Origin of the sequence: Chryseobacterium mucoviscidosis (assembly GCF_002177115.1) — a bacterium.
Taxonomy (GTDB): domain Bacteria; phylum Bacteroidota; class Bacteroidia; order Flavobacteriales; family Weeksellaceae; genus Chryseobacterium; species Chryseobacterium mucoviscidosis.
Window position 1 is genome coordinate 41,165 of record NZ_MVAG01000117.1, and the last position, 23,578, is coordinate 64,742.

The following is a 23,578-nucleotide window of genomic DNA, read 5'->3' on the forward strand; positions in this document are numbered from 1 at the left end:
TTCTGAATGAAGTGAAACGGAATGAAGAATCTCATTTAATTTCATTATCCAGCAATTTTCAGATCGGATTGAATTTCTAAATCTTTTCCGTTTGTCTTTTGTCTCTTTTGCGGTAAAGAAAATAAATCCCAAAACCACTTAACAGAATAAACAAACCAAAACAGATAAGCGAAATCCATTTTCCTTTTTCGATAACTTCCGGTTCGAAGACCATTCTCACGTTATGATTTCCCGCAGGAACGTGAACGGCACGAAGAAGATAATCTGCCTTAATGTAAGGAACTTCTTTTTCGTCGATGAAGAATTTCCAGCCGTGAGGATAATAAATTTCAGAAAAAACTGCCAATTGCGGAGTCTTAGACTGAGATTTAAATTCCAGTTCGTTTGGTTGATATTTCGTTAAATTGATGAAGGCTGTTGAGTCTGCCTGAACAGGTTTTCCGTCGAAATATTTCTTATCATCTGCGGAAATAACAGCGGTTCTTTTGCTGTTGATGGTTCCGATTGCTTTGATTTCCTGATTCGGAGATTCTACGAATTTAAGATCGCTTACAAACCATGCGTTTCCGTTGGCTTTTGGATTCGGCATTGCCTGAGGTTGTTCCGGATCTCCTAAAACCAAATATTTTGCATTCAGAAGATTCAGGATATTCGGAACTTTTACAGAATCCATGATCTGGAAATATTCGTTGATTACATCATCGTATCTTCTTAGTTTTACCGCATGATAACCTCCGATAGAAGATTTGAAATAAGAAGTGTTTGTTTCGCTGAATGTTCCTAAAATATTATTGAAAATTCTGTAATGCGTTTTGTCTTTTTCGGCGATGGTTTCTAATGTTTTGTTCACATTTACATTCGCTAAAATTGGCTCCAGATTTGGATTTCCCTGAACTTTTTCAGCCATCAGATCTGAGCTTTCTGTCTGGAAAGGATTTTCAGCAAAGATTTTATCAACATAATTGTCATCATTCAGGTAACGTTTGTTAACCGTCCAAAGATCGAATAAACTGACTACTCCGATAATTACCAGAGCAATGTTCTGATTCAGCTTTTGCTTTAAAACAAGAAATAAAGCAGCAACTGCAATCGCAACATAAATGAATGCTTTAATAGCATCAATTCTGAATAATTTAAATCTTTCGTCTATAAGATAATCCAGTAAGAAAGGAGGAAGGTATGTTTTTTCATTATCGGTATGAAATCCTAATAAAGATTTTCCGAAAATCAGTAAAATCAATACAAAACCTAAAGTTCCGCCGCCTACGTAAAGAAGTGTTTTTTGTTTGTATTCCTGTGTGAGTGTTTTATCTGTGAAGAATCTGTATAATCCGATGATCGCAATTAAAGGGAATAATAATTCTACAACCACCAAAATAGAAGAAGGTGCTCTGAATTTATTATAAAAAGGCACAAAATCAATGAAAAAGTCAGAAAGAGCCATAAAATTACTTCCCCAAGCTAAAAATACGGTAAGAATAGATGCTCCTAAAATCCAGTAGCGGTATTTTTTCCATGCGATGAAGAATCCTAAAAGCGCAAGAAAACAAACAATAGCTCCCTGATAAGCAGGTCCTGAAGTTCCCGGCTGATCTCCCCAATAGGTTAGATTTCCGAAACCTTTGGAAATTCTGTCATATTCAGCTTGTGAGCTTACGTTTTCCTGAACCAATTCCTGAATTTTAGCCATCATTTCTTTTCCTTCCGGTTCCTGACTTCCGCCTCCCATCAATCTCGGGATGAAAAGGTTTAAAGTTTCCAGTTTTCCGTAGCTCCACATCAGCATGCTTTCTTTATCCATTCCGGAATCTCCGCCTGTATTGCTGCTGTTCGTAAGGATCTGCTTTCCACGAACGGTTTCTTTGATGTACTCTGAATTCGCCATGATTCTCTGAGAATTCATTCCGACTCCGATTAAACATGAAGCGGCAACAATTCCGGACGAAATCAGGAAGTGTTTCATTGGTGTTTTTTTCAGAATACCTCTTATCAGCTCAGAAAGGAATAAAAATCCTAACGCTAAGAAAAGATAATACGTCATCTGTGGGTGGTTTGCAGCAATCTGAAGCCCCATAAATAGGGTTGTGACAATGAAGCCCCAAATATATTGTTTCCGGATGTAGACAAGTAAAATTCCTGCTAAGAGCGGCGCGAAATATTCAATGGTATTGATTTTTCCGTTGTGTCCCGCTGCAATAGCAATATAAAAATAGGTGGAAAGTCCGAAAAAAGTAGCTCCCAAAAGAGCATATTTCCAGTTTCTTACCACAACCATTCCCAAAAGGAAAAATCCTGCGGAAAGAAGAAAAAGATAATTAACCGGTCTTGGCAGAAAATTCAGTTTGGAATCGATTTTTTTGATGATGTCTCCGTTAAACTGACTTCCCATCTGATACGTCGGCATTCCTCCGAACATGGAATCGCTCCAGTAGGTTTCTTTTCCGGTATCGGCTCTGTAATCGAGAAGCTCTTTTGCACCGCCTCGATATTGCACGATATCATGCTGAAAAAGCTGCTTTCCCGTAAAAACAGGAGTGGAGTATAAAAATGCTAAAACGATAAATACAACTAATGAAATTGCAATATAAATCAGGTTTTTATTTTTCGCCATGTTGATGGTTATTATCTAAATATTTTTTCGGAATTTTTACCTTTTATTGTTGTTTTCTTTTACCTCTTCATAATCAACGGTTTCTGCGTCCCAGTTGATTTTTTTCTTCGTATTGTCTGAGTTTTTAATATCCTGCTCCCTTCTGTTTTCGTTTCTGTTCTGGTTAAACAGATAGCTGTGAAATTTTTTGAAAAAGATTCTCTTCAAAATATTCCACACAAAATAGATGATAATGGTTGCGAGTACAAACTCAAAAATATGTTTCATCATAATAAAAATATTTAAGGTTTAATGCTCAAAGCTTCTGTAACGCTTTGACATTTCAACTTTAAACGATCTGCTTTATTTCGCAGAAGGATTTACCATTACAGAAGAATTGGAAACACTCGTCATAGACTGAGATTCTTTTCCTCTGGAAATACTTTCAATCTGTGTCGTTTTTACAGAAATATTCTGGTTTTTGATCCATCCTGTATTCTGGTCAAACGTAATCGTTCCGTTTTGTGTAAGTTCCGTGCTTAAGCTGTGCGTAACATCACCCTGATTTTCCTTATTAACTTTCTTAGGAATCCCCCCGGTTACAGAAATTTCAGCCACTCCGTTTCCTACACTTTTCAGAATATAGTTAGACGTCACTTTAATTCTTCCCTGTGCATCAGCATTTTCGCTGTTCGTCCATTTTTCTCCGATTTTCGCCCCTTTTTTAGGAATAATCGTTAAGTTTTTGTTGAACTGATCTCTAAGAACTTTTTCGTTAAAAGATTCCTTAAGACTTGCAACAACGCTTTCTTTCTGGTTTTTATCTTTAATCAGCGATCCTACAGAATTGGCAACTTTAGTGTAAATAGCATCAAAACCTGTAATCGAAATTACATTTCCTTTGGTGTCCATCTTCATGTTCAGCTTATTTCCGGTCAATGCTCTGTTGATATTCCAGATCATCTTCAGATCATCCTCTTTCGGGATCGGCAGTTTCGTATCCACTACGATTGTTTTTCCCTGTGCCGTCTGAGAGCTTCTTTTTGCGATTAAATTTAAAGTAATATCGTAAACATTCCCTTTAATATCATTCACCGTAAAAGACATTTCGTCGGTAGATTCGCTCGTTCCATTAAGAGTTTTCCCTTGAGGATCAGTCATTGTTTTCGTATCTCTCTGATATGTTGTTAAAGGATAAGTTTTTCCTTTTTCCAGTTTAAAAGTCTGCGTATACACTCCCGCTGAATCTTTAATCGCCGGATTTTCCTCTACTTTTGCTATGGAATCTGCCGGAACTTCCACTGTAATCGTTTTTCCTGTTTTAGGATCTACTTTTGTAATTTTTGCCGTTTCTTTTTTGTTGCATGAAACAATGGCTATGGTTGAGATGAGCGCTAACGCTGCTATGTTTTTCATTGTAAATTTTTAAATGTTAATCGAATTAATTGGCTTTCATAAATTTCTGTCTCACCGCTTCATATAAAATCGCTCCACACGCAACAGAAACATTTAAAGACTGTGTTTTTCCCTCGATCGGAAGTTTTATTTTTTCATCAGAATGGTGAAGAACCTCTTTGGAAATTCCTGTTTCTTCATTTCCCATAACGATTGCACAAGGTTCTGTAAAATCAATATCATAAATTAATTTTTCAGCCTTTTCACTTGCTGCAAATACGGAAATGCCGCTTTGCTGAAGAAAATCTACCACATGAGCCAGATTCGGTGCTTTACAGATTTTTACATTATAAAGAGCTCCTGCTGAAGTTTTTATCGCATCGGAATTAATCGGGGCTGCTCCTTTTTCGGGAATAATCACCGCATCTACTCCCACACATTCTGCGGTTCTGCAAATGGCGCCAAAGTTTCTGACGTCTGTTAATCTGTCCAGAATCAATAAAAAAGGAGTTTTTCCGTCCTCAAACAATTGAGGAACCACATCTTCCACTTTATGAAAAGGAACATCCGAAATAAAAGCAACCACTCCCTGATGATTTTTTCTCGTAAAACGATTCAGCTTTTCTACCGGAACGTAATTGGGACGTATTTTATTTTTCGCCAGAATGGCTTTAAGTTCAGCATAAATAGGTCCCTGCAATGCATTCTGCACAAAAACCTTGTCAATTGTTTTTCCCGCTTCTATAGCTTCAATTACGGGACGCAGCCCGAAAATAAAATCGTCTTTCATTGAATAAATTTTATGTTAAAGGTTCAAAGTTCAAAGTTCTATGTTTAAAGTTTAATGTTTTGAGTTCTCGGTTTTAAAGTGAATCCGGTTCACATCAAGAATTTTAAACTTTAAACCAGAAACAATTATGTTTTGTACTTTGTTCCTTTTAAATCTGTTATATTTAAATATTTAATAAATGAGCCAATTTTTCGGCTTAATACTTCAGTCTGTTCTCTTAATGTTTCAAATTTTTCCTCAGAGATGAAATTTCTGTCAAAAACCCGGTATAACTGGGATCTTGTTTCGCCACAAGAAGCCTTTGCTATTGAAAGAAACTGAATAAATTCTCTGTTCCCGTTTCTTTCAAAACCTTCAGCGATATTATCCATCACTGAACCTGAAGAACTATCAATCTGATTGCAGAGTTTAAAATTATTTTTAAGATTAGTAGATTCAATAATTCCGTAAATTTCTTTACACAATTCGCGCGATAATTTCCAAATTTCTAAATCTTCGAATCTATTTACTGTTGCCATGAACCTTAAACTTTAAACTAAAAACCTTGAACCTCTAATATTTTTCCCCTAAAATAGCTCTCTTCTGCGCCAAAGCATAGCCATAATGCAGGCCTTCGTGCATATTGTTAAAAATAATGGCATCCTGAATGCTTTTCAGATCCAGCCCAAAACTTGTGGTGTAAGGTGTATAATCCGAAAAGAAATCACTGTCATAATCTTTCATCAGGATTTTTGAAGTTTCGGTTAGTAAAAACTCCAGATCTTCCACTTCAGATTTCTGCACATCCAGATTCGGAAGCGTTCCTTTTTTGTAGGTCTCAATCCAGTATTTATCAATTCTGAAAGGATTTCCGCTTAGGTAATAATGCAGCAATTGCTGTGTAGCAACCGTATGAGCAATGTTCCAGTAAAGATTATTATTGAAACCGTCCGGAATCAGTAAAAGATCTTCGTGAGAAGTGTTTTGCAGAATATCCAGAAGGTTTTTTCTTACTTGTCTGTGTGCTTGAAAATGATAATTCATTTTGCAAAAATTTTAATCTCCAAAAATAGTTTAATAAACTGGAAATGACAATTTTTGAACGGTGGATTAAAGCAAAATTTATATATTTTTAAGAAAAATAATATTGATTGTATTGAGTTTTAAGCCTTCATCTATTCAGGATCCTGCATCAATGCCGGAATATTTAACAAACTTTAACTCAAAAATGGCATTTTTTATGTTGATTAATGCAAGTATTTATTGGAAATTTACCCATTATTTTAAATCAAGATATGTCAGAGATCAATCAAGCTGAAGATATTCGTCAATTGACGGAGCAGGTAAAAGAAGCAAACTACTTTTTTTCTCTTTTGAGACAGGAAATCAACAAGGTTATTATTGGACAGGAATATATGATAGACCGTCTTCTGATCGGTCTTTTAGGTAACGGTCACGTTCTTTTGGAAGGTGTTCCGGGACTGGCAAAAACTCTGGCGATAAAAACTCTGGCTGAAGCGGTTCACGGAGAGTTTTCCAGAATTCAGTTTACGCCGGATCTTCTTCCTGCGGATGTTGTGGGAACAATGATCTACAATGTAAAAGACAATGATTTCTCCATAAAAAAAGGGCCTGTTTTCGCGAATTTCGTTTTGGCGGATGAGATCAACCGTGCACCAGCAAAAGTACAGTCGGCTCTTTTGGAGGTGATGCAGGAAAAGCAGGTGACCATCGGAGACGAAACCATGAAACTTCCAAAACCGTTTTTGGTATTGGCAACGCAAAACCCGATCGATCAGGAAGGTACTTATCTTTTACCGGAAGCACAAAGCGACCGTTTCATGCTGAAATGCACAATTGATTATCCAAAACTGGAAGACGAAAGAACCGTTATGAGAATGGTTTCCACTTCACATCAGCCAACTGTAAAACCTGTGATTTCGCTTGAACATATTGTTGCGGCGAAAGAATTGATCAATCAGATCTATCTTGATGAAAAGATTGAAAAATATATTCTGGACATGGTTTTTGCCACCCGTTTCCCTGAAGATTACGGACTGTCTGAACTTAAAAATTATATCAGTTTCGGGGCTTCTCCGAGAGCATCAATCAACCTTGCCATTGCTTCAAGAGCATATGCATTCTTAAAAGGAAGGGCATTTGTAATTCCGGAAGATGTAAAATCACTGGCAAAAGATGTTCTGAGACACAGAATCGGATTAACTTTCGAGGCTGAAGCGGAGGAAATTTCTTCAGAAGAGATCATCAATAGAATCTTAGCAAAAATTCAGGCTCCGTAATGAGTGAGGTAGTTATTAGAAAGGCAGCTCAGGAAGATTGTGAACCGATGCTGGAATTAATTAAAGAACTGGCGGATTATGAAAAGGCTTTGCATGAAGTTACCTTAACTTTAGATCAGTTTATTGAAGACGGATTCGGAAAATCTCCTGTTTGGGGTGCTTTTGTAGCAGAATTTAATGGAAAAATTGTCGGGATCTCTTTGTATTACGACAGATATTCGACCTGGAAGGGAAGAAGATTGTATTTGGAAGATCTTGTGGTGACGGAAAATCTGAGAGGAAAACAGATCGGCAAGAAATTATTTGAAGCCACCATGGAATACGGAAAATCTAACCAATACAGCGGAATGGTTTTTCAGGTGCTCAACTGGAATGAACCAGCGATTAATTTCTACAAAAAATACAGCCCGAAATTTGATGACGAATGGTTTAATGTTTCGATTGAGTTTAAATAAAATAGGATGGAAGCTGGAGGCAAGATGATGGAAGTTTTAAAAAGTCACAAGAAACTCTCATACACTAACACTCTCAAACATAGAAAATGCAGATAAAAGATATTGTAAAAAAAGTAAAGCAGATAGAAATCCGGACCCGAAAGAAGACGGAAGCTACTTTAATGGGGCAATATCACAGTGCTTTTAAAGGACAGGGAATGACGTTTTCGGAAGTTCGTCCCTATCAGTTTGGAGATGAAATCCGCAGGATCGACTGGAACAAAACGGCACGTTTCCGCGAACCTTTCGTAAAAGTAATGGAGGAGGAGCGCGAACTGACGATGATGTTGGTTGTGGATATTTCCGCTTCGATGGATTACGGAACCAAAAATCAATTGAAAAGAGAATACGTTGCCGAAATTGCAGCAAGTCTGGGTTTTTCAGCAGCCGGAAATAATGATAAGGTAGGTTTAATTCTGTTTGCGGATAAAGTATACAAAGTAATTCCGCCACAGAAAGGAAGAAAACATATTTTGTCAATTATCAGTACCATTTTAACCGCAGATTATATTCCTGCCATTTCAAAAATGGATAAAGCGATGGAATACATGATGGGAATTTTCAAACGGAAATCTCTGGTCTTCCTGTTTTCGGATTTTGAAGATGAATATGACTCTAAAATGCTGAGAGTGGCTTCCAAAAAACATCAGTTGTTGGGAATGAGAATTTATGATGAAAAAGACAATGAAATTCCGGATGTGGGATATACCTTATTATATGATGCAGAAACCGGAAAGCAAATTTGGGTAAATACCTCAAGTGCAAGATGGAGATACAATTTTGCCGAAGCCAAAAAGCAGAAGCTGAAATCTTTAGAAGAAGATTTTGCCAACAGTTCGGCGAGTTTTATGAATATTAGTACAGGTTCGGATTATTCGAGATTGCTGTATAATTATTTTCAGAAGAAATAAAAATAGACATTTTTTGTCATTGCGAGGAGGAACGACGAAGCAATCTTTTTTAATACAGATTCTTCCTTCGTCAGAATGACAAAAACGACGTTAAAATTTAATAATAAAATTGAAAAAACTATTATTTATATTTTGTTTTTTAATCTGTGCAAATGCGTTTTCACAGATCCTTTCTTCCAGTGTTGAGAAGAAAACCATTGCTTTGGGAGAAGTGAACCACATCGTGATCACCATTAATAACCTGAACAATGAAAAAGTTTCTGCAGCTCGCGAAAATGAGTTGCTGCCTTTTCATTTTGAAGAAATTAAAGACAGTATCGCGCAGACCCAGGATGTTTATTACAGAAGAATTGAATTTGCTGTTTTTGATGAAGGAAAATTTACCATTCCCGAACTGGAATTCAAAGTCAACGGAAAAGTTCTGAAAACAATTCCTTACGAAATTGATGTCATTAATACGGCTCAGAAAACAGACCAGATTAATGACATTATGAACAACAAAGAAGTAAAACTTGAAGTTACCGATTACTGGGAACTGTATAAATTTTACATATTAGCCGCCATTGCGGTCATCTGTCTCATCATTGCGGTCATCATGTTCATTAAATTCGGACGAAAACCAAAAGATTCGCAGGTTGTCGCCACAAATCAGACCTTGAAGGAACTGGATTCTCTCAAAAAGAAAAAATATGTGGAAAGTGGAAATTACCGTTCATTTTATGTTGAATTGATTGATATTTCCCGAAAATTCATCGCAAAACAATACCGCGTTCCGGCAGATGTTTTACTAACGGATGACCTTATTGATGTGATGAAGAAGAACAATACCATTTCTCAGGAAAATGAAAAAATAGTGGAAGACGTATTTTTAAGAGGCGATCTGGTGAAATTTGCGAAAACATTCCCGGATCAGGCAACCATGGAAAAAGATTTTGCCGACATCAGAGATTTTGTAAAAAGATCCTCAAAAGATCTTGAATTTGAAAACTTGAGAAAGGATGCCTGATTTTGAATTTTACAGTCCGTGGTTTCTGTTGCTTTTCGCGCTGTTTATCCCTTTGTTATTCAGGGATGCAAGCCGACAGAAAAGAAAAGGAATAAAAGTTCCTACGGTAAAAAATATGGGGGAAAGCGGTGGAATTCATTTCATTATGTTTATCCTGCGAATTTCGAAGTATATTATTCTTTCTGCACTCATAATTGCCATGGCAAGACCGAGAACTTTTACGGTTTCTCAGGACAGAGACGACACCAAAGGAATCGATATTATGCTTTCTGTGGATGTTTCCCTGAGTATGCTGGCAAAAGATTTAACGCCCGACCGTTTAACGGCTTTAAAAGATATTGCGATTAAATTCGTTAATAAAAGACCGAATGACAGAATTGGTCTGGTTGCCTATTCCGGCGAAGCATTTACCAAAGTTCCGGTAACGTCCGATCATCAGGTTGTTGTGGATGAACTGAACAATCTGAATCCTCTGGAATTACAGCCGGGAACAGCCATCGGAGAAGGACTTTCCGTTGCGGTTAACCATTTGAAAAACAGCAAGGCGAAAAGTAAAATCATCATTCTGATGACGGATGGTGTGAATACCATTGAAAATGCAATGCCTCCTGCAATTGCTGCGGAACTGGCTAAAAATAACGGAATTAAAGTATATTCCATCGGAATCGGAACGAACGGATATGCTTTAATGCCTACACAGACCGATATTTTCGGAGATCTTGTTTTTACGGAAACCGAAGTGAAAATTGATGAGCCTGTTTTAAAAGAAGTCGCACAAATGACGGGCGGAAAATATTTCAGAGCCACATCAAATACAAGTCTTGAAGAGGTGTATGACGAAATTAACCAACTGGAAAAATCTGATGTAAAAGTTGCCAAACTTTTCAATTATCAGGAATATTTTAAAATTTTCCTGTGGATTGCTTTGGGAATGCTGTTTTTAGACGCTTTACTGAGATGGGTGTTTTATAAAATTTTAAGTTAATGGATTGGTATTTAGGAAATTATTGGTTTTTATTATTGCTGTTGCTTTTGCCGCTGTTAGCTTCCTTTTTGATCCGTTTTCTGAAATGGAAAAAAAAGAAAAGAGAAATTTTTGCAGACAGCCAGTTTCATGAGCAGTTATTCGAGAAAAAATCCGGTTTTACCAAGTTTTTTCCGGCTCTGTATCTTTTCGGAACATTGTTTTTAATATTTTCGATTATCGATTTGTTAAGCGGTTCAGAAGAAATTAAAACCAGTCAGAAATTAAATAATGTCATTTTTATGCTGGATGTTTCCAACTCGATGAATGCGGAAGATATCAGTCCGAGCCGTTTAACGGAAGCAAAAAATCTGATGCTTCAGACGATGCAGAAGATGAAAAGTGATAAAGTGGGGATGGTGATTTTTGCAGGACAGGCAACCTCCATAATGCCTTTAACCACAGATTACAGTTCGGCAGAAACCTACATCAGCGGAATCGAAACAAACTCCATGCAGATTCAGGGGACAGATTTTCTGAACGGGATGAAAATTGCTGCCGAAAAATTTAAAAATGTAAGCAAAGACGGAAGAAAAGTTGTTTTGCTGAGTGATGGTGAAGACAACGAAGGAAATGACGAAGCAGCAATACGACTGGCTAAAAAAGAGGGAATAATGATTACGTCCGTCGGAATAGGAACAGAAGAGGGAGCTCCGGTTCCGGAATATGTTTTCGGACAGTTAATGGGGTATAAAAGTGACATCAACGGACAGACCGTTATTTCGAAAAGACAGACGGAAGCACTTAAAAAAATGGCTGATGCAACTGGAGGAAGTTACATCGACGGAAATAATATCAACGAAGCACCGGACAGAATTTTAGACGCATTAAGAAAGAAAACCGGTTCATCTGAAACGATGGTGAAATCACAAAATGCCAATCATTATTACCAGTATTTTCTGGCAGTTTCTCTGTTTTTTTTCTTTCTGATTTATTTATTTAATCCTAAAAGAGATTTTAATTTATAAGAATCCGGATACATTGTCTCAAAATCAGACCATTACTTTAACCCAATTTTAACAAATAAGACACTGTTTATTAACATTTAAAGGAATAATTTTGCACATAATGAATACTAAAATCATTTTTTTATCGTTTATAATTGCTTTCATCTTTCCGGGAAATCTTTTCGGGCAGAAAAACTACAGGACTTTAGTCTATGAAGGCAATGAAAAATTCAACGGTAAAGATTATGATGGAGCGTCTGTAAAGTATCTGGAAGCGATAAGAACCAACAGTAAAGATTTTACGGCGCACTACAATTTAGGAAACGCATTATATAAAAGCAAAAAATACGAAGAGGCAAAAGCAGAATTTGAAACGGCTCAGAAACTTTCTCAGACGCTTCCGGATAAAGCAGCCGCTCTTCATAATTTGGGGAACACCTATATGCAGATGAACAAGCCGGAAAAAGCGGCAGAATTTTACAGACAGTCCCTGAAGCAAAATCCGTACAGCGAAGTAACAAGAAAAAATTACGAAATTGCCAAGCTGAAGGATAAGGAAAACCAACAGAAAAAACAACAGCAAAATAACTCCGGTAAAGGAGGCGGTGGTAAAGACCAACAGCAAAATGATGATCAAAAAGGAAAAGATCAAAAGCAGGATCAGGGACAAGGTCAGCAGAATAAAGGAGACGGACAGGGAAATGATCCCAACCGGAACCAGAATAATGAAGGCAAAATCCCTAAAGGTCTCGAAAATCAAATACTCAACAAAGTAAGCGACAAGGAAAAAGAAACCGCCAGAAGAATTTTAAATAAAAATTCTTATTCGATGCCCGAGAGCAACGAGAAAGATTGGTGATGCAGAACAGAATTATCTACATATTACTCTTGATGTCTTCCGTAATTTCTTACGGGCAGGTAAATCTTTCTGTAACTCCGGATAAAACGACTTACAGCTCCAAAGAAATTGTAAATCTCAGCATTGTTCTTGAGGTAGAAGGGGCTGAATACAATCAGCAGACAAAACTTCGTCTTCCTGATTTTTCCAAATTCAATCTTATCGGAACAGGCTCACTGAGCAATGGATTTATAGATCCTGAAAGTAACGTTGCGGTTTCCCAAACCATTACAAGACTTGCTCTTGAGCCCAAACAGAAAGGAAAAGTAAAGATCGGATCTTTCCTGATTACCATCAACAATAAAATTTATAAGACGGAACCTTTTGACATTTTTATAAAAGATGTAGAAAAGAAACCGGTGGCTGCAAACAATGCTTCAAAAGATGTTTATCTCAATATGGAGATTGACGACCGTGAAGTGTATCAGGATCAGCCTACCATTGCCGTTCTGAAAGTCTATTCAAAAAACATGGATAACTTCAGAAGGGTAAGAAATATTCATCTTCCCGAACAGGACAATCTGGATGTTTTTCCGGTAAGCTTTACAAAATCTGAGATTGATCCTTCTGACGCAGGAAATATGGCGTCGCAGATTCTGGCTGTATTCATGGTTTTCCCGAATGAAGCCGGTTATGTAGATATTCCGGGAGTTTCGGCTTCGCTGAATTCCTACGCGCACAAAAACAAACTCGTTTCCAATAAAGTAAAAATTAACGTTAAAAAACTTCCTGAAGGTTCTCCGGAATGCTTTAAAAATGCGGTAGGAAACTTCAATGTAACGGTTGCCAATACTTCAAAAGAAAAAGTTGAGGTTAAAAAACCAATGAATGTTCTTATAAAAGTAAGCGGAGAAGGGAATCTTAAAAGCATGGAGCTTCCCAAAATTGCGGAGTCTCCGGATTATGAATTTTTTGCACCCAAAATTACTTCACGTGTCACGGTGGGAACAGAAGGAATGAAAGGGGAGGTTTTGGCAAATTATCTTGTGATTCCTAAAAAAGCAGGAGAAATTACGATTAAAACAGAGCATTTCGCATTTTTTGATCCTTCGAACAAGGAGTATGTAGATCTTGGAGAACAGTCTTTAGCAGTAAATGCTTTTTCTCATGATCAGATCCTTGAATCCCGCACTGCGGTTGAGAAAGTGAATGAGTATACCAATACTTTTTTAGAAACGGTAAATACGCCGGTTTTAAAGACCACTTCATTTAAAGTAAAAGAGAAAAAGAAATTTCACTGGAATGTTCTTTTTATCAATATTGCTATTTTGCTTTCCTTATTCGGGATATATCTTCTGTTTAAAACGTGGCAGAAAGAGAATAAATTATCTAAAGAAACGAAGACTCCGATGGCTTTAGGTTCTGTTGCTGAGACAGAAAATGAAATCCGTGAAAAGTTTAAAACAGATATCAACGACTATTTCGGATATTTGGAAAATCTTAAGGATAATGAAGATTATCAAAAGTTTTTTCAAACCTTCGATGAGCTTGATGAGGAAGTTAAAAGCCAATATTCTGTAAATCCGGCTGATCATTTCGCTGAGTTGCTGGAAAAAGAAAAAGGTTCAGCAATTGCCGAAGAATACAGGAATCTTATTCAGAGAGTGCAGGTTGAAAAGTATGCCCCGATAAAATCTTCCGAAGGAATGGACGAACTTTTATCAGCAATCGTTAATTTGTATTCTAAGATTAGCAAATAATTAATTTATTTTCATATTTTTGCGAAATTATTAATTGCAAGGAAATGGAAATATTTAATGATTTTTCGATTAAAGAGATTGTTACCTGTTTTATGGTTCTTTTCGCAGTAATTGATATCATCGGTTCTATCCCGATTGTGGTAAGTTTACAGCAGAAATTCGGACAGATAGAAGCTGAAAAAGCAACGATTACCGCAGGAGCGATTATGCTTGTTTTCCTTTTCGTGGGAAACAAAATTCTGAAATTTATTGGTGTTGATGTTAATTCGTTCGCCATTGCGGGAGCTTTTGTGATTTTTATCATAGCCTTGGAAATGATTCTTGGAATTGAGATCAACAAAACGTCTGAAGCAAAGGCTGCATCCATCGTTCCCATTGCATTTCCGCTGGTTGCAGGAGCCGGAACTCTAACAACTACACTGTCTCTGAAAGCCGAGTTTCATGATATTAACATTATTTTTGGAATTATTCTCAACACAATTTTCGTATATTTGGTGCTGAAATCTGCAACGTGGCTGGAGAAGAAAATGGGCGATGCGACACTCGCTATTTTACAGAAAGTTTTCGGAATTATCCTGTTGGCGATTTCAATTAAATTATTCACCGCGAATTTTGCGCAGTTGGTGCAGAATTACATTAATTTTTAAGAGTTATGCAGAAGTTTTATAAAGTATTTTTGGTACTGTTCATCGTGTTTATCGCAATTAATCTTTATGCTTTAGACTGGCAATCTGATATTTTGTCTGAGGATAACCTGAAGTTTGTTTTCTCAATAGCTTCAGCGGCAATAGGTCTTATTTTGCTTTTTGTAATGAATACATGGAGCAAAATTGGAGTAAGAAAATAATTGAATTACAATCTTATATAAAGCCTCTTTCAGACTGAAAGAGGCTTTTTTATTTCTGCTTCTTATTGCATTTTAACTCTCAAATAATAAAACTCTAAAGTAAAGAGTCTTGCTCCTTTAGGAGCAGAATCTGTGTAGAAATAAGAATATATCTATTAATCAATCCGTAGGATTGATATCTATGATACGATACATTTTATAAAGATAGCGTTCCTACGGAACGCCGAACGTCTATTCAATATGATTTCTACACAGATAAAACTCCATAGAGTTTTCTAAAATTTTACTTTAGACAAAATCTTGAATCTTTTGCCTCTTTTTCGGTCAAAAAAAATTAAAGAAGTTTATTATTTTAAAATCGCCAGATTTTTTAGAACAGCTTCAGATTTCAGTTCAGTTTCTGTCCATTCTTTTTCGGGATTGCTTTGTGCGGTAATTCCGCCACCTACAAATAAATAAACCGTATTTTTATACAGTTTTGAACAGCGAAGATTAACAAAATACTGTACCGTTTCATCAGTCTCAATTTTAATATATCCTGCGTACAGTTCGCGCGGAAATTTTTCAATCTTCTGAATTTCTTCTTTACAAAAATCTTTCGGAATTCCGCAAACAGCAGGAGTGGGATGTAATTCCTGAATAATCTGATCTAAGTTTTCAGGCTTAATTCGGGCTTTAAAATCGGTTCGAAGATGCTTGATGTTTCCCGAAATATGATCGTAGGTTTCAGATTCCGTTACGTTTTCAGAATACTGATTTAAAATATTTCTGATGTATGATGTTACAGGTTTTTGTTCCTCTATTTCCTTTCCCGACCAGTTCTCAGAAACAGGAAGTGTTCCTGCGAGACTCATCGTTTCAAATTCGTGCGTTCTTTTACTGAATTTTCCTAAAACTTCTGAAAAAGCACCCATCCATGAATTTTCGTCATCGATAAAAATATATCTGAATGCATTCGGATAGGATTGACAAAGATGATTAAAGCTCTCTTTTAAATCAATTTCTTTAAAATCGGTAAAAATTTTTCTTCTTGAATAGACCAGTTTCGGAAGTTGATGTTCTTTGATAACCTCAATTACTTTTTCAAGATTTTTTAAATATTCTTCCTTTGTTTCGGCAACAAATCCGCTTTTGTCTTCAGGTAAAATCTCACTTGAAATTGCTGTCTGATTAAAATTTTCAGGATTTAATTCAATAATTTTTCCTCCAAAATCCAATCGTTCCAATCCATCAAAAGAATAAAAACTGATAGGGTTTTCGCCGGAATTTTCATCTGTGGAATACAGTTTTTCGTCGAATGGAAATTTGAAATAAATCATTGTTTGAAGCTTTTTAGAAAATCAGAGTCGGGAAATAATATAAGAAATTCCAACATTGATTTTTCTTTCTGCAAAGGTATTATTAGTCTTAAAAATCTCAAAATCAAAGTCAGGGTTTTTTAAGGAAATATTTTTGATGCTGTAATGCTGATATTCCGCAGAAATGATGAAACGTCGCAGCAATCTGTACTGAAGCCCCAAAGAAAATCCGAGATTGGTCTGTGTGCTTTTAAAATCTTCCAGTTTGGTTAAAGCGTCATTTTCAGGAGTCAGAAACTGCATTTTATAAGTCTGATTATTTAGCAAAATTCCTGCAAACGGACGGAAGTTTTTCCAGTTATACATCAGTTTAAGCTGAAGTGCAAACTCAAAATGTTCATTATTAAACTTCTGAAATTGAAGCGGCTGATTATCTTCGGTAAAATAATATCCGTTCAGAAAGGTGTCTTCTTTGTTGGCATCGAGATCGAAGGATGAATTCCAATGATACGCATTTGCTGAAACTCATACTAAAAACTGAGAATCAAAGAAACTTTTGGAAGCCCAGATTCCGAGATTTTCCCCGAACTGTGGTTTATTTTCTAAAGACCAGTTTGCACTTTTTATGCCAAATCCACCTTCAATTCCGTACTGAAAGGTCGCCGGTTTTCGCAATCTTGCTCTTCTTGAAGCCCTCTGTTTGTCGATTTCCTGTTTGTAAGCATCCGTAACAAATTTCGTTTCCTGAACGGTTGGTGTTTTCATCACAACATCATTCAACCTGAATTTTAAAGGCTTCATAAGATATACGGTATCATAAACGACTACTTTTTCGTAGACGTAAACCGTATCAATTTTCTTTTTCCTGATTTTCTGTGCAAACGAAAAGTTAACACAGGCGATGAGAAAAAGAAGTATTATTTTTTGGAAGGACATATTCTGCTTTTCAATTTATTTTTCAATAAATACGGTGTCTCTTTTAATGATTTTTTTAACGACAATTATTTTCTGCTGAGTTTCTTCAATGGTGTCGTTTGCAGCCGTTTTTTTTAAAACCGGTCTGCTTTTCAATCCTGTTTCATCGTCATTTATTTTTGTTTTTGAAGTGTTTTTCTCTTCAATTATATTTGTTGCTGACTGATTTACAGCATCATTGTCTGATTTTTCTTTTTTATCGAAATTGATAGTTTCTAAATATTCTTTAATCTCTTTATTTTTTATTTCACCTTTGTTTTTAAAAGTTGATGAAACTGAATCATGATCGGTTGTGAAAAACGAATTTTTCGGATTTATAAAAAAAACGGACAGAACGATGATGATTAAAAACGTTCCTCCAATTATTATTTTCTTTTTCAGGCTTTTACCGGATGATGAAAATGCAACATTATCAATTTTAAGATCGGAAGGAATCTGCAATTTTTTTGATGGCGGAATGGTAAAATCAGCAAATTTGCTTTTGAATGTCTGCGCCCAAAGCAATCCGCCAAGTCCGAAAATAACAAGCAGTTGAGCCATTTTTTTCTTCGGAGTATTTTGATTGACAAAATTCTTCATCAGATAATTCTGAACCGCTTTTTTCGCTCTCAAAAGGTGAGATTTTGAGGTGTTTATGGTAATTCCCAATAAACCGGAAATTTCTGCATGAGAATGATTTTCAATAAAATACAGATTGAAAACGGATTTATGATGGGATGGAAGACTGTCGATGGAAGACAGCAGTTCTTCACTGGTAAAGTCGTAAACGAATACATTTTTCTCTTCTAATAAATGATGGTCCATTTCTGAATAGGTATCTGGGATTTCCGAAGGTTCTGTAGTTACAAAAGTATCTTTGCTGTGTTTGCGGATGTGTTGCAGTGCATTATTTACCACAATTTTTTTCAGCCAGGCAAAGAGAGCCTTTTCGTCATTCAACTGATCGTTTTTCTGGATTGCGGTAATAAAGCTGTCCTGCACGATGTCTTCTGCCGTGTAAATATCATCAATATATCTTCTGCATATTCCCAGAAGTTTCGGGGAATAATCGAGATAGATTTTCTGCCAGTTGAAGTTGCTGTTTTGCTTCATAATTTAATTCGCGGCAAATAGTAGGTTTTTATTTACCGGAAGTTTTATTAAAATTTTGACCTTTTCAAGATAAAGTTAAATCTTTATATAAATGAACAGTGCCGATAAAAAATAAATTTAAAGTTTTCATGGTTATTATTTTCTTATAAGATGCAGAGAAAATAAAAGGTTGCAGCAGGAAAATAAAAAAAGCTCAAATTTTTTTTGAGCTTGGTATTTTTTAGTGAAAATTAAATCTTATCGGTTGATGATATTGTTCGTCATCGTGGTATGATTGATGAGCTGACCTTTTTCATCGCGGATCTCAATTTCTGAAACATGCATCGTTTTTCCTTTTCGGATAAATCTTGCAACGGCTGTTACGATTCCGTCTTTTTTGCTTCTTAAATGGTTGGAATTGATGTTGGTTCCCACTCCGAAATATTTTGTACCATCAATAAAAATATTAGACAGGCTTGAACCCATGGTTTCTGCTAAAACACAGCTTGCGCCACCGTGCATAATTCCGAAAGGCTGATGAATTTTTGGTGAAACAGGCATGGTTGCCGTTAATGTTTCATTGTCAACATCAATATCCGTGAATTTGATATCCAGAGTTTTTGCAAACGTTTCTCCGCCCCAGTTGTTGATGAATTCTAATATTTCTTCCTTGCTTTTATCTTTTATGAACATATTTTTTAATAATGAATAATAAGTAATTGGTAATGAGTAATTTTGATAGCTTCTAACTTCTAGCTTCTAGCCTCCATCTTCTAACTTCCAGCCTGAGTATCATTCCCCATGATATTCGGGTTCCAGTTTTCCGGGATTTTAGGAACAATATCATTTTTTACATAGTAATCCTGAATTTCCTGCATAATTTCTGTAAACGGTGCAGATGCAATTCTTTCGTAGGGAATGGTATAGCCAAGATAAATGATTTTTCTTTTAAAATCTCCGGCCGCGAGAACGATAGGAACTTTAGCCGCTAAAGCCATGTGATAAAAACCTTTTCTCCATTTCGGAACCCAGCTTCTTGTTCCTTCGGGAGTGATGACCAGACTAAAATCGTCTTTTTCAAACTGTTTGGCTACGAAATTCACCAGATCATTCTTCTGGCTTCTGTCGATCCCGATTCCGCCCAGACCTTTTACAACGCTTCCGTACCAAGCTTTGGTATGTGCATCTTTGATGATGATTTTTAATGGTTTTTTCAGAGACCAGTAGGAAAGATTTCCTAAAATATATTCCATGTTGTGCGTGTGTGGCGCGACTACAAGAATACATCTGTTCAGAACGTTTTCGTCGCCCTGAAGAACGACTTTCCAGCCCATTAATTTTAGCAGCAGTTTGCCGATCAGCTTTCTCATATAGTTTTAGATTAAAAACAAAAAAGTATAACCAAAGTGGTTATACTTTACAAATATATTGAAATATTATCGCTCTTAAAACAGACTGCTGATTAAATCAACAATTTTCATTACAATTTCTAGTGCCAGTTGTACCATGATTATTGAATTTTTATTGAGTGTTTTGGTTTTAATTTTTTACTACACAAATGTAAAGATTTTTATTGAAACAGCGAACAAAATCTTTATATTTTTTTGTTTTCAGTGAGAGAAGAAGAGTGTGAATTTCAAACGGTTGTGTTATTCATTCACACCTTCTGCCACTCTCTGCAGTTTAGTTATTTGGTTTGTATGGAAATTTCGTTTTTACCTTCGTCTACCTTGAAATCGATATTTGCTCCTTTCATCTTTTTGATGCTGCTTTTCATGGAGTCGATTACCTGATCTGCCTTATTGCTCGGAACTTTTTTTCCGTTAACGATAATGCTGTCTTCATCATCAGAGTTGTATTCAATCGTAGAACCGTTTACCGTGATTTTATTTTTTTCGATTTTGATGTTTCCGTCTTCGTCTCTTTCCTGATCGTCATCATTAATTCCATCTGCGTTAAGATCTCCGTCGAAGCTGATTCCGTCTTTTTTTACAGGAATCACTACGGTTTTCAAAGGAAGTACCACTTCATAATCAATGCTGTAATCTCTGAAACGGTGTTCGTATGGATATTTGATGTAGTTCGGAAGAACAATTTTATTGTTTACCACTTCTACAGGAACGCTTACATTTAACGGAAGATTATATCCTTTAGCTTCTTTTTTAATAATTAAATAAGGCGTTTTGATGTCTGCTTTTCTCGTTACATCCACATGCATCCAGTCTCTTTCGTATACGGAAACTTTGTCTGAATAAAGATCATCATCGTATCCTTTAAAGTTCTGAGGAATGGAAACTTGTTTGAAATCTACATAAATACTGTCTGATTGAGTGTTGATTGCAATTTCTTCTGTATCTTCCTTATGACCTTTCAGGAACATTTCTCTTTTCGCCATGCTGAATCCGAAATAAGTACCTAAAGTGATGAGTGCAAGGAATAAAGCTCCGATTACCCAACCTGTATTTCTCAGTTTTGTTTTAGGAGAAATTAATTTGATGCTTAATAATCCGAATAACATCGCAGGCAATAAACTTCCTAAAGTAATCAGTGCCATAAGAATGTATTTCATATTATCATTATCGAAATAGAAATTCATCTGGCTTACCGGAGGGAAATCGCTGTCTGCTCCCATAAAACCGAATACTACAAATACTCCGATGAGACAAGACAAAGACATAAACCCAAAAATACCTCCTAAAATATATCGTAGTACATTCCAAAGTCCGCTTCCTGCGTTGTTGATGTAAGGTTTGTTTTCGATATAGATTTCTCCGACCCTCTGAGTAGATTCATTGGCAAACTGTACCAATTTATTAGACTCATTCTTAAGATTGTCGAAGTTCATAGGCTTTCCCTTCATTTTCAGGAAATCTGCTGCGGTTTCTGCTTTTGGCAAAACTGCCCAAAGAATAATATAAAGTAAGAAAACCAATGTTGAAGAAACGGCCGCCGTAAAGATTCCAAGGATGAAAACGCCAAGCCAGATCGCTCTCATGGCAGTAATGTCCATTCCTACGTAATGCGCTAAACCTGCACAAACACCGGCGATTTTTTGTCTTTCAGGATCACGGAACAGTTGCTTTTTATCAGAATATTCGGTTCCTGAAGTGTTTGTTCTTTTGGTATTTTTTTCAGAATAATAAGCTTCTTCCTGTTCTTCGATTTTTTCAGGGCTTCCGATCTGTGCAATTACTCTTTCTACATCCGAGTCGTTAATTACCTCACGTTTTGCCATAGAATCTTTGAAGATTTCTACCATTCTGATTTCTATGTCATGCATTACCTCATCTGCTTCCGAAGCATCCAGAGAGCTTCTCAGAGCATTCAGGTAATCGCTAAGTTTTATGTATGCGTGTTCTTCTATGGTAAAAGAAAAACCTGCGAGTCCTATTGAGAGTGTCTTGTTCATAGCTTTGTTTTTAATTTTTTTGAGTGATTTGGTTGACTGAATTGGTTAATTCGTTCCAGGTGTTTTGAAGTTCATCTAAAAATAATTTACCTTTTTCGGTAATCTGGTAATATTTTCTCGGAGGTCCTCCTGTAGATTCTTCCCATCTGTATGAAAGAAACTCGCCGTTTTTTAATCTAGTTAAAAGAGGGTAGAGTGTTCCTTCTACAACATCCAGTTTTCCTTTTTTCAGTTCATCGATTAAGTCGGAAACGTACATTTCGCGATGATTGATGAGACTTAAAATACAGAATTCCAGAATCCCTTTTCGCATTTGCGCTTTGGTATTTTCAGTATTCATCTTTAATAAGTTTTGTTAATTAGTTACATAATTTTCGAAACCCGGAACCTAGCTAGTTGTACCTGTTTCGATTTTACATTACAAAGATATGTAATTAAAATGGTATTATGCAATACAAAGTAGTGAAAAAATACAAATAAATAGTTTAACTAATTGATAATCAGTTTAATTATTTTTAATGAGAAATTTTATATAATGAGAATTTTATGAAAATCAGATCATATTTTTAACAATTTTACCTTTTAGGCTCAATGTTCTTAAAGTAACCAAAGCTTTTTTCTTTAATTCTTTCTGATATGATACAAACCTGTAGTTTTTATAGAATCTTCGGACGATAAGTGCCATTTCCATCATAGCAAAGTGTTCTCCGATGCAAAGTCTGGAGCCAGCTCCGAAAGGGTAGTAAGGGAAGTTCTTGGCATTTTCATGATCAAAACGTTCAGGAATAAAAGAATTGGGATTGCTCCAGTACTTCGGATTTCTGTGCAGACCCGTAATATAAAGGATTATTAAAGTTCCTTTTTTCCATGAATATTTTTTAAAACTGTCGTCTTCCAGAGCCTGCCGGTCGATTGCCCATGCCGGAGAATGCAGTCTCATTGCTTCTTTAATGATATTTGTGGTGTAAGATTTTTTCATTAAGCTTTCTGTACCAAAAGCATTTTCACCTTCTGCTGCAATTTCAGCTCTTAGTTTTTCTTCGGCCTCAGGATTTTGGCTGATCTCGAAAAAGATAAAACTTAAAGCATTGGCGGTGGTTTCGTGTCCTGCAATGAAAAGAATGAGCATTTCATCAATTAGCTGTTCATCAGACATTGGAAGCTGTGTGTCTTCATAACGTGCCTGAATAAGCATATCCAGCAAATCATTTTTTTCTTCGCCAGAGTTTCTTCTTTTATCCAGAACATTTTTAATGATATTTTTCCCTTCATTATTTTTTTTCATTATTTTATCCATTATTCCAAGACTTTTTATCATTTGCGTATACAAAGGTATTCTTACTTCTTTGGCAAAGACCTCCTGAACTTCGGTAATGATTTTTCCCAGCTCTTTCACACTTTCCTCATCAATATCCGAACTGAAAAGTGTTTTCGCAACAATGTTGAAAGCCAGTGTGTGGAAAAAATCATATAAATCAATTTCCGGCTCCTGAGGAAAATTCTGAAATGCTTTTTCAATTTCATTCTCCATAATGCCGATTAAACCGGAGATTTTGATCTTACTGAATCCCGGCTGGATGAGGCGTCTCTGTTTCAGCCAGTCTTTTCCGTTATTGGTAAGAAGTCCTTTCCCGAGATATTTTCCTAACACAACCGATTGTATATCAGATTTAGAATAGTTTTTATGGTTTTGTTTTAGAACATATTCAATAAATTCCTTATCCTGAGAAAAGATAAAATCAGTATTTGTTACACTGGCTTTTAGATGGAAAGTGTCTCCGGCAATGTTATGATTTCCGCTGATGACTTTTAAGGGATTATTTACACCATAAAAAAGAGAGTACAGTTTTCTTTTTCCTTTAATTTCTGTAGGATAATTGTAATTTGGGGTCATGTTGAATATTTATAATAAAAGTAATACTAATCTGTGAATTAGAATAGGTT

At 36.0% G+C, this 23,578-nt stretch carries 24 protein-coding genes and 1 pseudogene; 10 read left to right on the forward strand and 15 right to left on the reverse strand.

All coding sequences use genetic code 11. The features are described from left to right. Window positions 1–76 precede the first annotated feature (76 nt). From B0E34_RS11040 to B0E34_RS11065, 6 genes are all read right to left on the reverse strand, one after another. On the reverse strand, window positions 77–2,611 hold the full coding sequence (locus B0E34_RS11040; RefSeq protein ID WP_185117457.1) for a hypothetical protein: 2,535 nt from the start codon (window positions 2,609–2,611) through the stop codon (window positions 77–79). Between the two features lie 36 nt (window positions 2,612–2,647). Then, on the reverse strand, window positions 2,648–2,878 hold the full coding sequence (locus tag B0E34_RS11045) for a hypothetical protein (protein ID WP_175608809.1): 231 nt from the start codon (window positions 2,876–2,878) through the stop codon (window positions 2,648–2,650). Window positions 2,879–2,953: 75 nt separating this feature from the next. Then, a complete protein-coding gene (locus B0E34_RS11050; RefSeq protein WP_087709447.1) occupies window positions 2,954–4,006 on the reverse strand; it encodes a DUF6263 family protein in 1,053 nt (350 codons plus the stop codon). A 25-nt stretch (window positions 4,007–4,031) separates the two neighbouring features. After that, complete coding sequence (gene rlmB / locus B0E34_RS11055) at window positions 4,032–4,775, reverse strand: 23S rRNA (guanosine(2251)-2'-O)-methyltransferase RlmB (RefSeq protein ID WP_076392298.1); 744 nt, start codon at window positions 4,773–4,775, stop codon at window positions 4,032–4,034. 125 nt (window positions 4,776–4,900) lie between these two features. Next, window positions 4,901–5,293: a four helix bundle protein gene (locus B0E34_RS11060; RefSeq protein ID WP_087709449.1), complete on the reverse strand. Its 393-nt coding sequence runs from the start codon at window positions 5,291–5,293 to the stop codon at window positions 4,901–4,903. Between the two features lie 34 nt (window positions 5,294–5,327). Continuing rightward, window positions 5,328–5,798, reverse strand: coding sequence for a DinB family protein (locus tag B0E34_RS11065; protein WP_076392302.1), 471 nt, complete (start codon window positions 5,796–5,798; stop codon window positions 5,328–5,330). Between the two features lie 251 nt (window positions 5,799–6,049). On the opposite strand from B0E34_RS11065, the gene B0E34_RS11070 reads away from it, so the two are divergent. The 10 genes from B0E34_RS11070 (at window position 6,050) to B0E34_RS11115 (ending at window position 14,881) form a co-directional block, all read left to right on the forward strand. Then, entirely contained in the window at window positions 6,050–7,054 is a 1,005-nt protein-coding gene (locus B0E34_RS11070; RefSeq protein WP_076392594.1) for an AAA family ATPase, read from the forward strand. After that, entirely contained in the window at window positions 7,054–7,509 is a 456-nt protein-coding gene (locus tag B0E34_RS11075) for a GNAT family N-acetyltransferase (RefSeq protein WP_087709451.1), read from the forward strand. Before B0E34_RS11070 ends, B0E34_RS11075 begins: the two co-directional genes overlap by 1 nt. Before the next feature lie 86 nt (window positions 7,510–7,595). Further along, window positions 7,596–8,459, forward strand: coding sequence for a DUF58 domain-containing protein (locus B0E34_RS11080; protein WP_087709453.1), 864 nt, complete (start codon window positions 7,596–7,598; stop codon window positions 8,457–8,459). A 109-nt stretch (window positions 8,460–8,568) separates the two neighbouring features. Next, the gene (locus B0E34_RS11085; protein ID WP_442547406.1) at window positions 8,569–9,465 is read left to right on the forward strand and encodes a BatD family protein; all 897 of its coding nucleotides are present in this window, start codon (window positions 8,569–8,571) and stop codon (window positions 9,463–9,465) included. Further along, a complete protein-coding gene (locus B0E34_RS11090) occupies window positions 9,458–10,450 on the forward strand; it encodes a vWA domain-containing protein (RefSeq protein ID WP_087709457.1) in 993 nt (330 codons plus the stop codon). Before B0E34_RS11085 ends, B0E34_RS11090 begins: the two co-directional genes overlap by 8 nt. Continuing rightward, window positions 10,450–11,457, forward strand: coding sequence for a vWA domain-containing protein (locus B0E34_RS11095; RefSeq protein ID WP_087709459.1), 1,008 nt, complete (start codon window positions 10,450–10,452; stop codon window positions 11,455–11,457). Before B0E34_RS11090 ends, B0E34_RS11095 begins: the two co-directional genes overlap by 1 nt. A 100-nt stretch (window positions 11,458–11,557) precedes the next feature. Next, the gene (locus B0E34_RS11100) at window positions 11,558–12,295 is read left to right on the forward strand and encodes a tetratricopeptide repeat protein (RefSeq protein ID WP_076392314.1); all 738 of its coding nucleotides are present in this window, start codon (window positions 11,558–11,560) and stop codon (window positions 12,293–12,295) included. Beyond that, the gene (locus B0E34_RS11105) at window positions 12,295–14,034 is read left to right on the forward strand and encodes a BatD family protein (protein ID WP_087709461.1); all 1,740 of its coding nucleotides are present in this window, start codon (window positions 12,295–12,297) and stop codon (window positions 14,032–14,034) included. Before B0E34_RS11100 ends, B0E34_RS11105 begins: the two co-directional genes overlap by 1 nt. A gap of 44 nt (window positions 14,035–14,078) precedes the next feature. Continuing rightward, window positions 14,079–14,681, forward strand: coding sequence for a MarC family protein (locus B0E34_RS11110; RefSeq protein ID WP_087709463.1), 603 nt, complete (start codon window positions 14,079–14,081; stop codon window positions 14,679–14,681). A gap of 5 nt (window positions 14,682–14,686) precedes the next feature. Then, window positions 14,687–14,881: a hypothetical protein gene (locus B0E34_RS11115; protein WP_076392320.1), complete on the forward strand. Its 195-nt coding sequence runs from the start codon at window positions 14,687–14,689 to the stop codon at window positions 14,879–14,881. Window positions 14,882–15,228: 347 nt separating this feature from the next. Here B0E34_RS11115 and B0E34_RS11120 read toward each other — a convergent pair whose 3' ends face one another. From B0E34_RS11120 to B0E34_RS11160, 9 genes and pseudogenes are all read right to left on the reverse strand, one after another. Further along, complete coding sequence (locus tag B0E34_RS11120; protein WP_087709465.1) at window positions 15,229–16,200, reverse strand: chorismate-binding protein; 972 nt, start codon at window positions 16,198–16,200, stop codon at window positions 15,229–15,231. A gap of 21 nt (window positions 16,201–16,221) precedes the next feature. Continuing rightward, window positions 16,222–16,677, reverse strand: a pseudogene (locus B0E34_RS11125) (hypothetical protein); the annotation flags it as partial. Between the two features lie 27 nt (window positions 16,678–16,704). Next, window positions 16,705–17,115 carry a hypothetical protein gene (locus B0E34_RS11130; RefSeq protein ID WP_087709469.1) on the reverse strand — a complete coding sequence of 137 codons (411 nt, stop codon included), beginning with the start codon at window positions 17,113–17,115 and terminating at the stop codon, window positions 16,705–16,707. Between the two features lie 15 nt (window positions 17,116–17,130). Next, window positions 17,131–18,246, reverse strand: a complete 1,116-nt coding sequence (locus B0E34_RS11135) for an RNA polymerase sigma factor (protein ID WP_087709471.1) — start codon at window positions 18,244–18,246, stop codon at window positions 17,131–17,133. Window positions 18,247–18,483: 237 nt separating this feature from the next. Next, window positions 18,484–18,918, reverse strand: a complete 435-nt coding sequence (locus B0E34_RS11140) for a PaaI family thioesterase (RefSeq protein WP_076392328.1) — start codon at window positions 18,916–18,918, stop codon at window positions 18,484–18,486. Window positions 18,919–18,998: 80 nt separating this feature from the next. Then, window positions 18,999–19,595 (reverse strand): 1-acyl-sn-glycerol-3-phosphate acyltransferase, encoded by a 597-nt coding sequence (locus B0E34_RS11145; protein WP_087709473.1) that lies wholly within the window; start codon window positions 19,593–19,595, stop codon window positions 18,999–19,001. Between the two features lie 317 nt (window positions 19,596–19,912). Continuing rightward, window positions 19,913–21,634, reverse strand: coding sequence for a PspC domain-containing protein (locus B0E34_RS11150; protein ID WP_087709475.1), 1,722 nt, complete (start codon window positions 21,632–21,634; stop codon window positions 19,913–19,915). A 10-nt stretch (window positions 21,635–21,644) separates the two neighbouring features. Further along, the gene (locus B0E34_RS11155) at window positions 21,645–21,974 is read right to left on the reverse strand and encodes a PadR family transcriptional regulator (protein ID WP_072952756.1); all 330 of its coding nucleotides are present in this window, start codon (window positions 21,972–21,974) and stop codon (window positions 21,645–21,647) included. Window positions 21,975–22,187: 213 nt separating this feature from the next. Beyond that, entirely contained in the window at window positions 22,188–23,528 is a 1,341-nt protein-coding gene (locus B0E34_RS11160; RefSeq protein WP_087709477.1) for a cytochrome P450, read from the reverse strand. Window positions 23,529–23,578 lie beyond the last annotated feature (50 nt).

Coding starts and splice junctions, on each gene's coding strand:
- B0E34_RS11040 (WP_185117457.1), bottom strand. CDS start 2,611: ATGGCGAAAAATAAAAACCTGATTTATATTGCAATTTCATTAGTTGTA.
- B0E34_RS11045 (WP_175608809.1), bottom strand. CDS start 2,878: ATGAAACATATTTTTGAGTTTGTACTCGCAACCATTATCATCTATTTT.
- B0E34_RS11050 (WP_087709447.1), bottom strand. CDS start 4,006: ATGAAAAACATAGCAGCGTTAGCGCTCATCTCAACCATAGCCATTGTT.
- rlmB (WP_076392298.1), bottom strand. CDS start 4,775: ATGAAAGACGATTTTATTTTCGGGCTGCGTCCCGTAATTGAAGCTATA.
- B0E34_RS11060 (WP_087709449.1), bottom strand. CDS start 5,293: ATGGCAACAGTAAATAGATTCGAAGATTTAGAAATTTGGAAATTATCG.
- B0E34_RS11065 (WP_076392302.1), bottom strand. CDS start 5,798: ATGAATTATCATTTTCAAGCACACAGACAAGTAAGAAAAAACCTTCTG.
- B0E34_RS11070 (WP_076392594.1), top strand. CDS start 6,050: ATGTCAGAGATCAATCAAGCTGAAGATATTCGTCAATTGACGGAGCAG.
- B0E34_RS11075 (WP_087709451.1), top strand. CDS start 7,054: ATGAGTGAGGTAGTTATTAGAAAGGCAGCTCAGGAAGATTGTGAACCG.
- B0E34_RS11080 (WP_087709453.1), top strand. CDS start 7,596: ATGCAGATAAAAGATATTGTAAAAAAAGTAAAGCAGATAGAAATCCGG.
- B0E34_RS11090 (WP_087709457.1), top strand. CDS start 9,458: ATGCCTGATTTTGAATTTTACAGTCCGTGGTTTCTGTTGCTTTTCGCG.
- B0E34_RS11095 (WP_087709459.1), top strand. CDS start 10,450: ATGGATTGGTATTTAGGAAATTATTGGTTTTTATTATTGCTGTTGCTT.
- B0E34_RS11100 (WP_076392314.1), top strand. CDS start 11,558: ATGAATACTAAAATCATTTTTTTATCGTTTATAATTGCTTTCATCTTT.
- B0E34_RS11105 (WP_087709461.1), top strand. CDS start 12,295: ATGCAGAACAGAATTATCTACATATTACTCTTGATGTCTTCCGTAATT.
- B0E34_RS11110 (WP_087709463.1), top strand. CDS start 14,079: ATGGAAATATTTAATGATTTTTCGATTAAAGAGATTGTTACCTGTTTT.
- B0E34_RS11115 (WP_076392320.1), top strand. CDS start 14,687: ATGCAGAAGTTTTATAAAGTATTTTTGGTACTGTTCATCGTGTTTATC.
- B0E34_RS11120 (WP_087709465.1), bottom strand. CDS start 16,200: ATGATTTATTTCAAATTTCCATTCGACGAAAAACTGTATTCCACAGAT.
- B0E34_RS11130 (WP_087709469.1), bottom strand. CDS start 17,115: ATGTCCTTCCAAAAAATAATACTTCTTTTTCTCATCGCCTGTGTTAAC.
- B0E34_RS11135 (WP_087709471.1), bottom strand. CDS start 18,246: ATGAAGCAAAACAGCAACTTCAACTGGCAGAAAATCTATCTCGATTAT.
- B0E34_RS11140 (WP_076392328.1), bottom strand. CDS start 18,918: ATGTTCATAAAAGATAAAAGCAAGGAAGAAATATTAGAATTCATCAAC.
- B0E34_RS11145 (WP_087709473.1), bottom strand. CDS start 19,595: ATGAGAAAGCTGATCGGCAAACTGCTGCTAAAATTAATGGGCTGGAAA.
- B0E34_RS11150 (WP_087709475.1), bottom strand. CDS start 21,634: ATGAACAAGACACTCTCAATAGGACTCGCAGGTTTTTCTTTTACCATA.
- B0E34_RS11155 (WP_072952756.1), bottom strand. CDS start 21,974: ATGAATACTGAAAATACCAAAGCGCAAATGCGAAAAGGGATTCTGGAA.
- B0E34_RS11160 (WP_087709477.1), bottom strand. CDS start 23,528: ATGACCCCAAATTACAATTATCCTACAGAAATTAAAGGAAAAAGAAAA.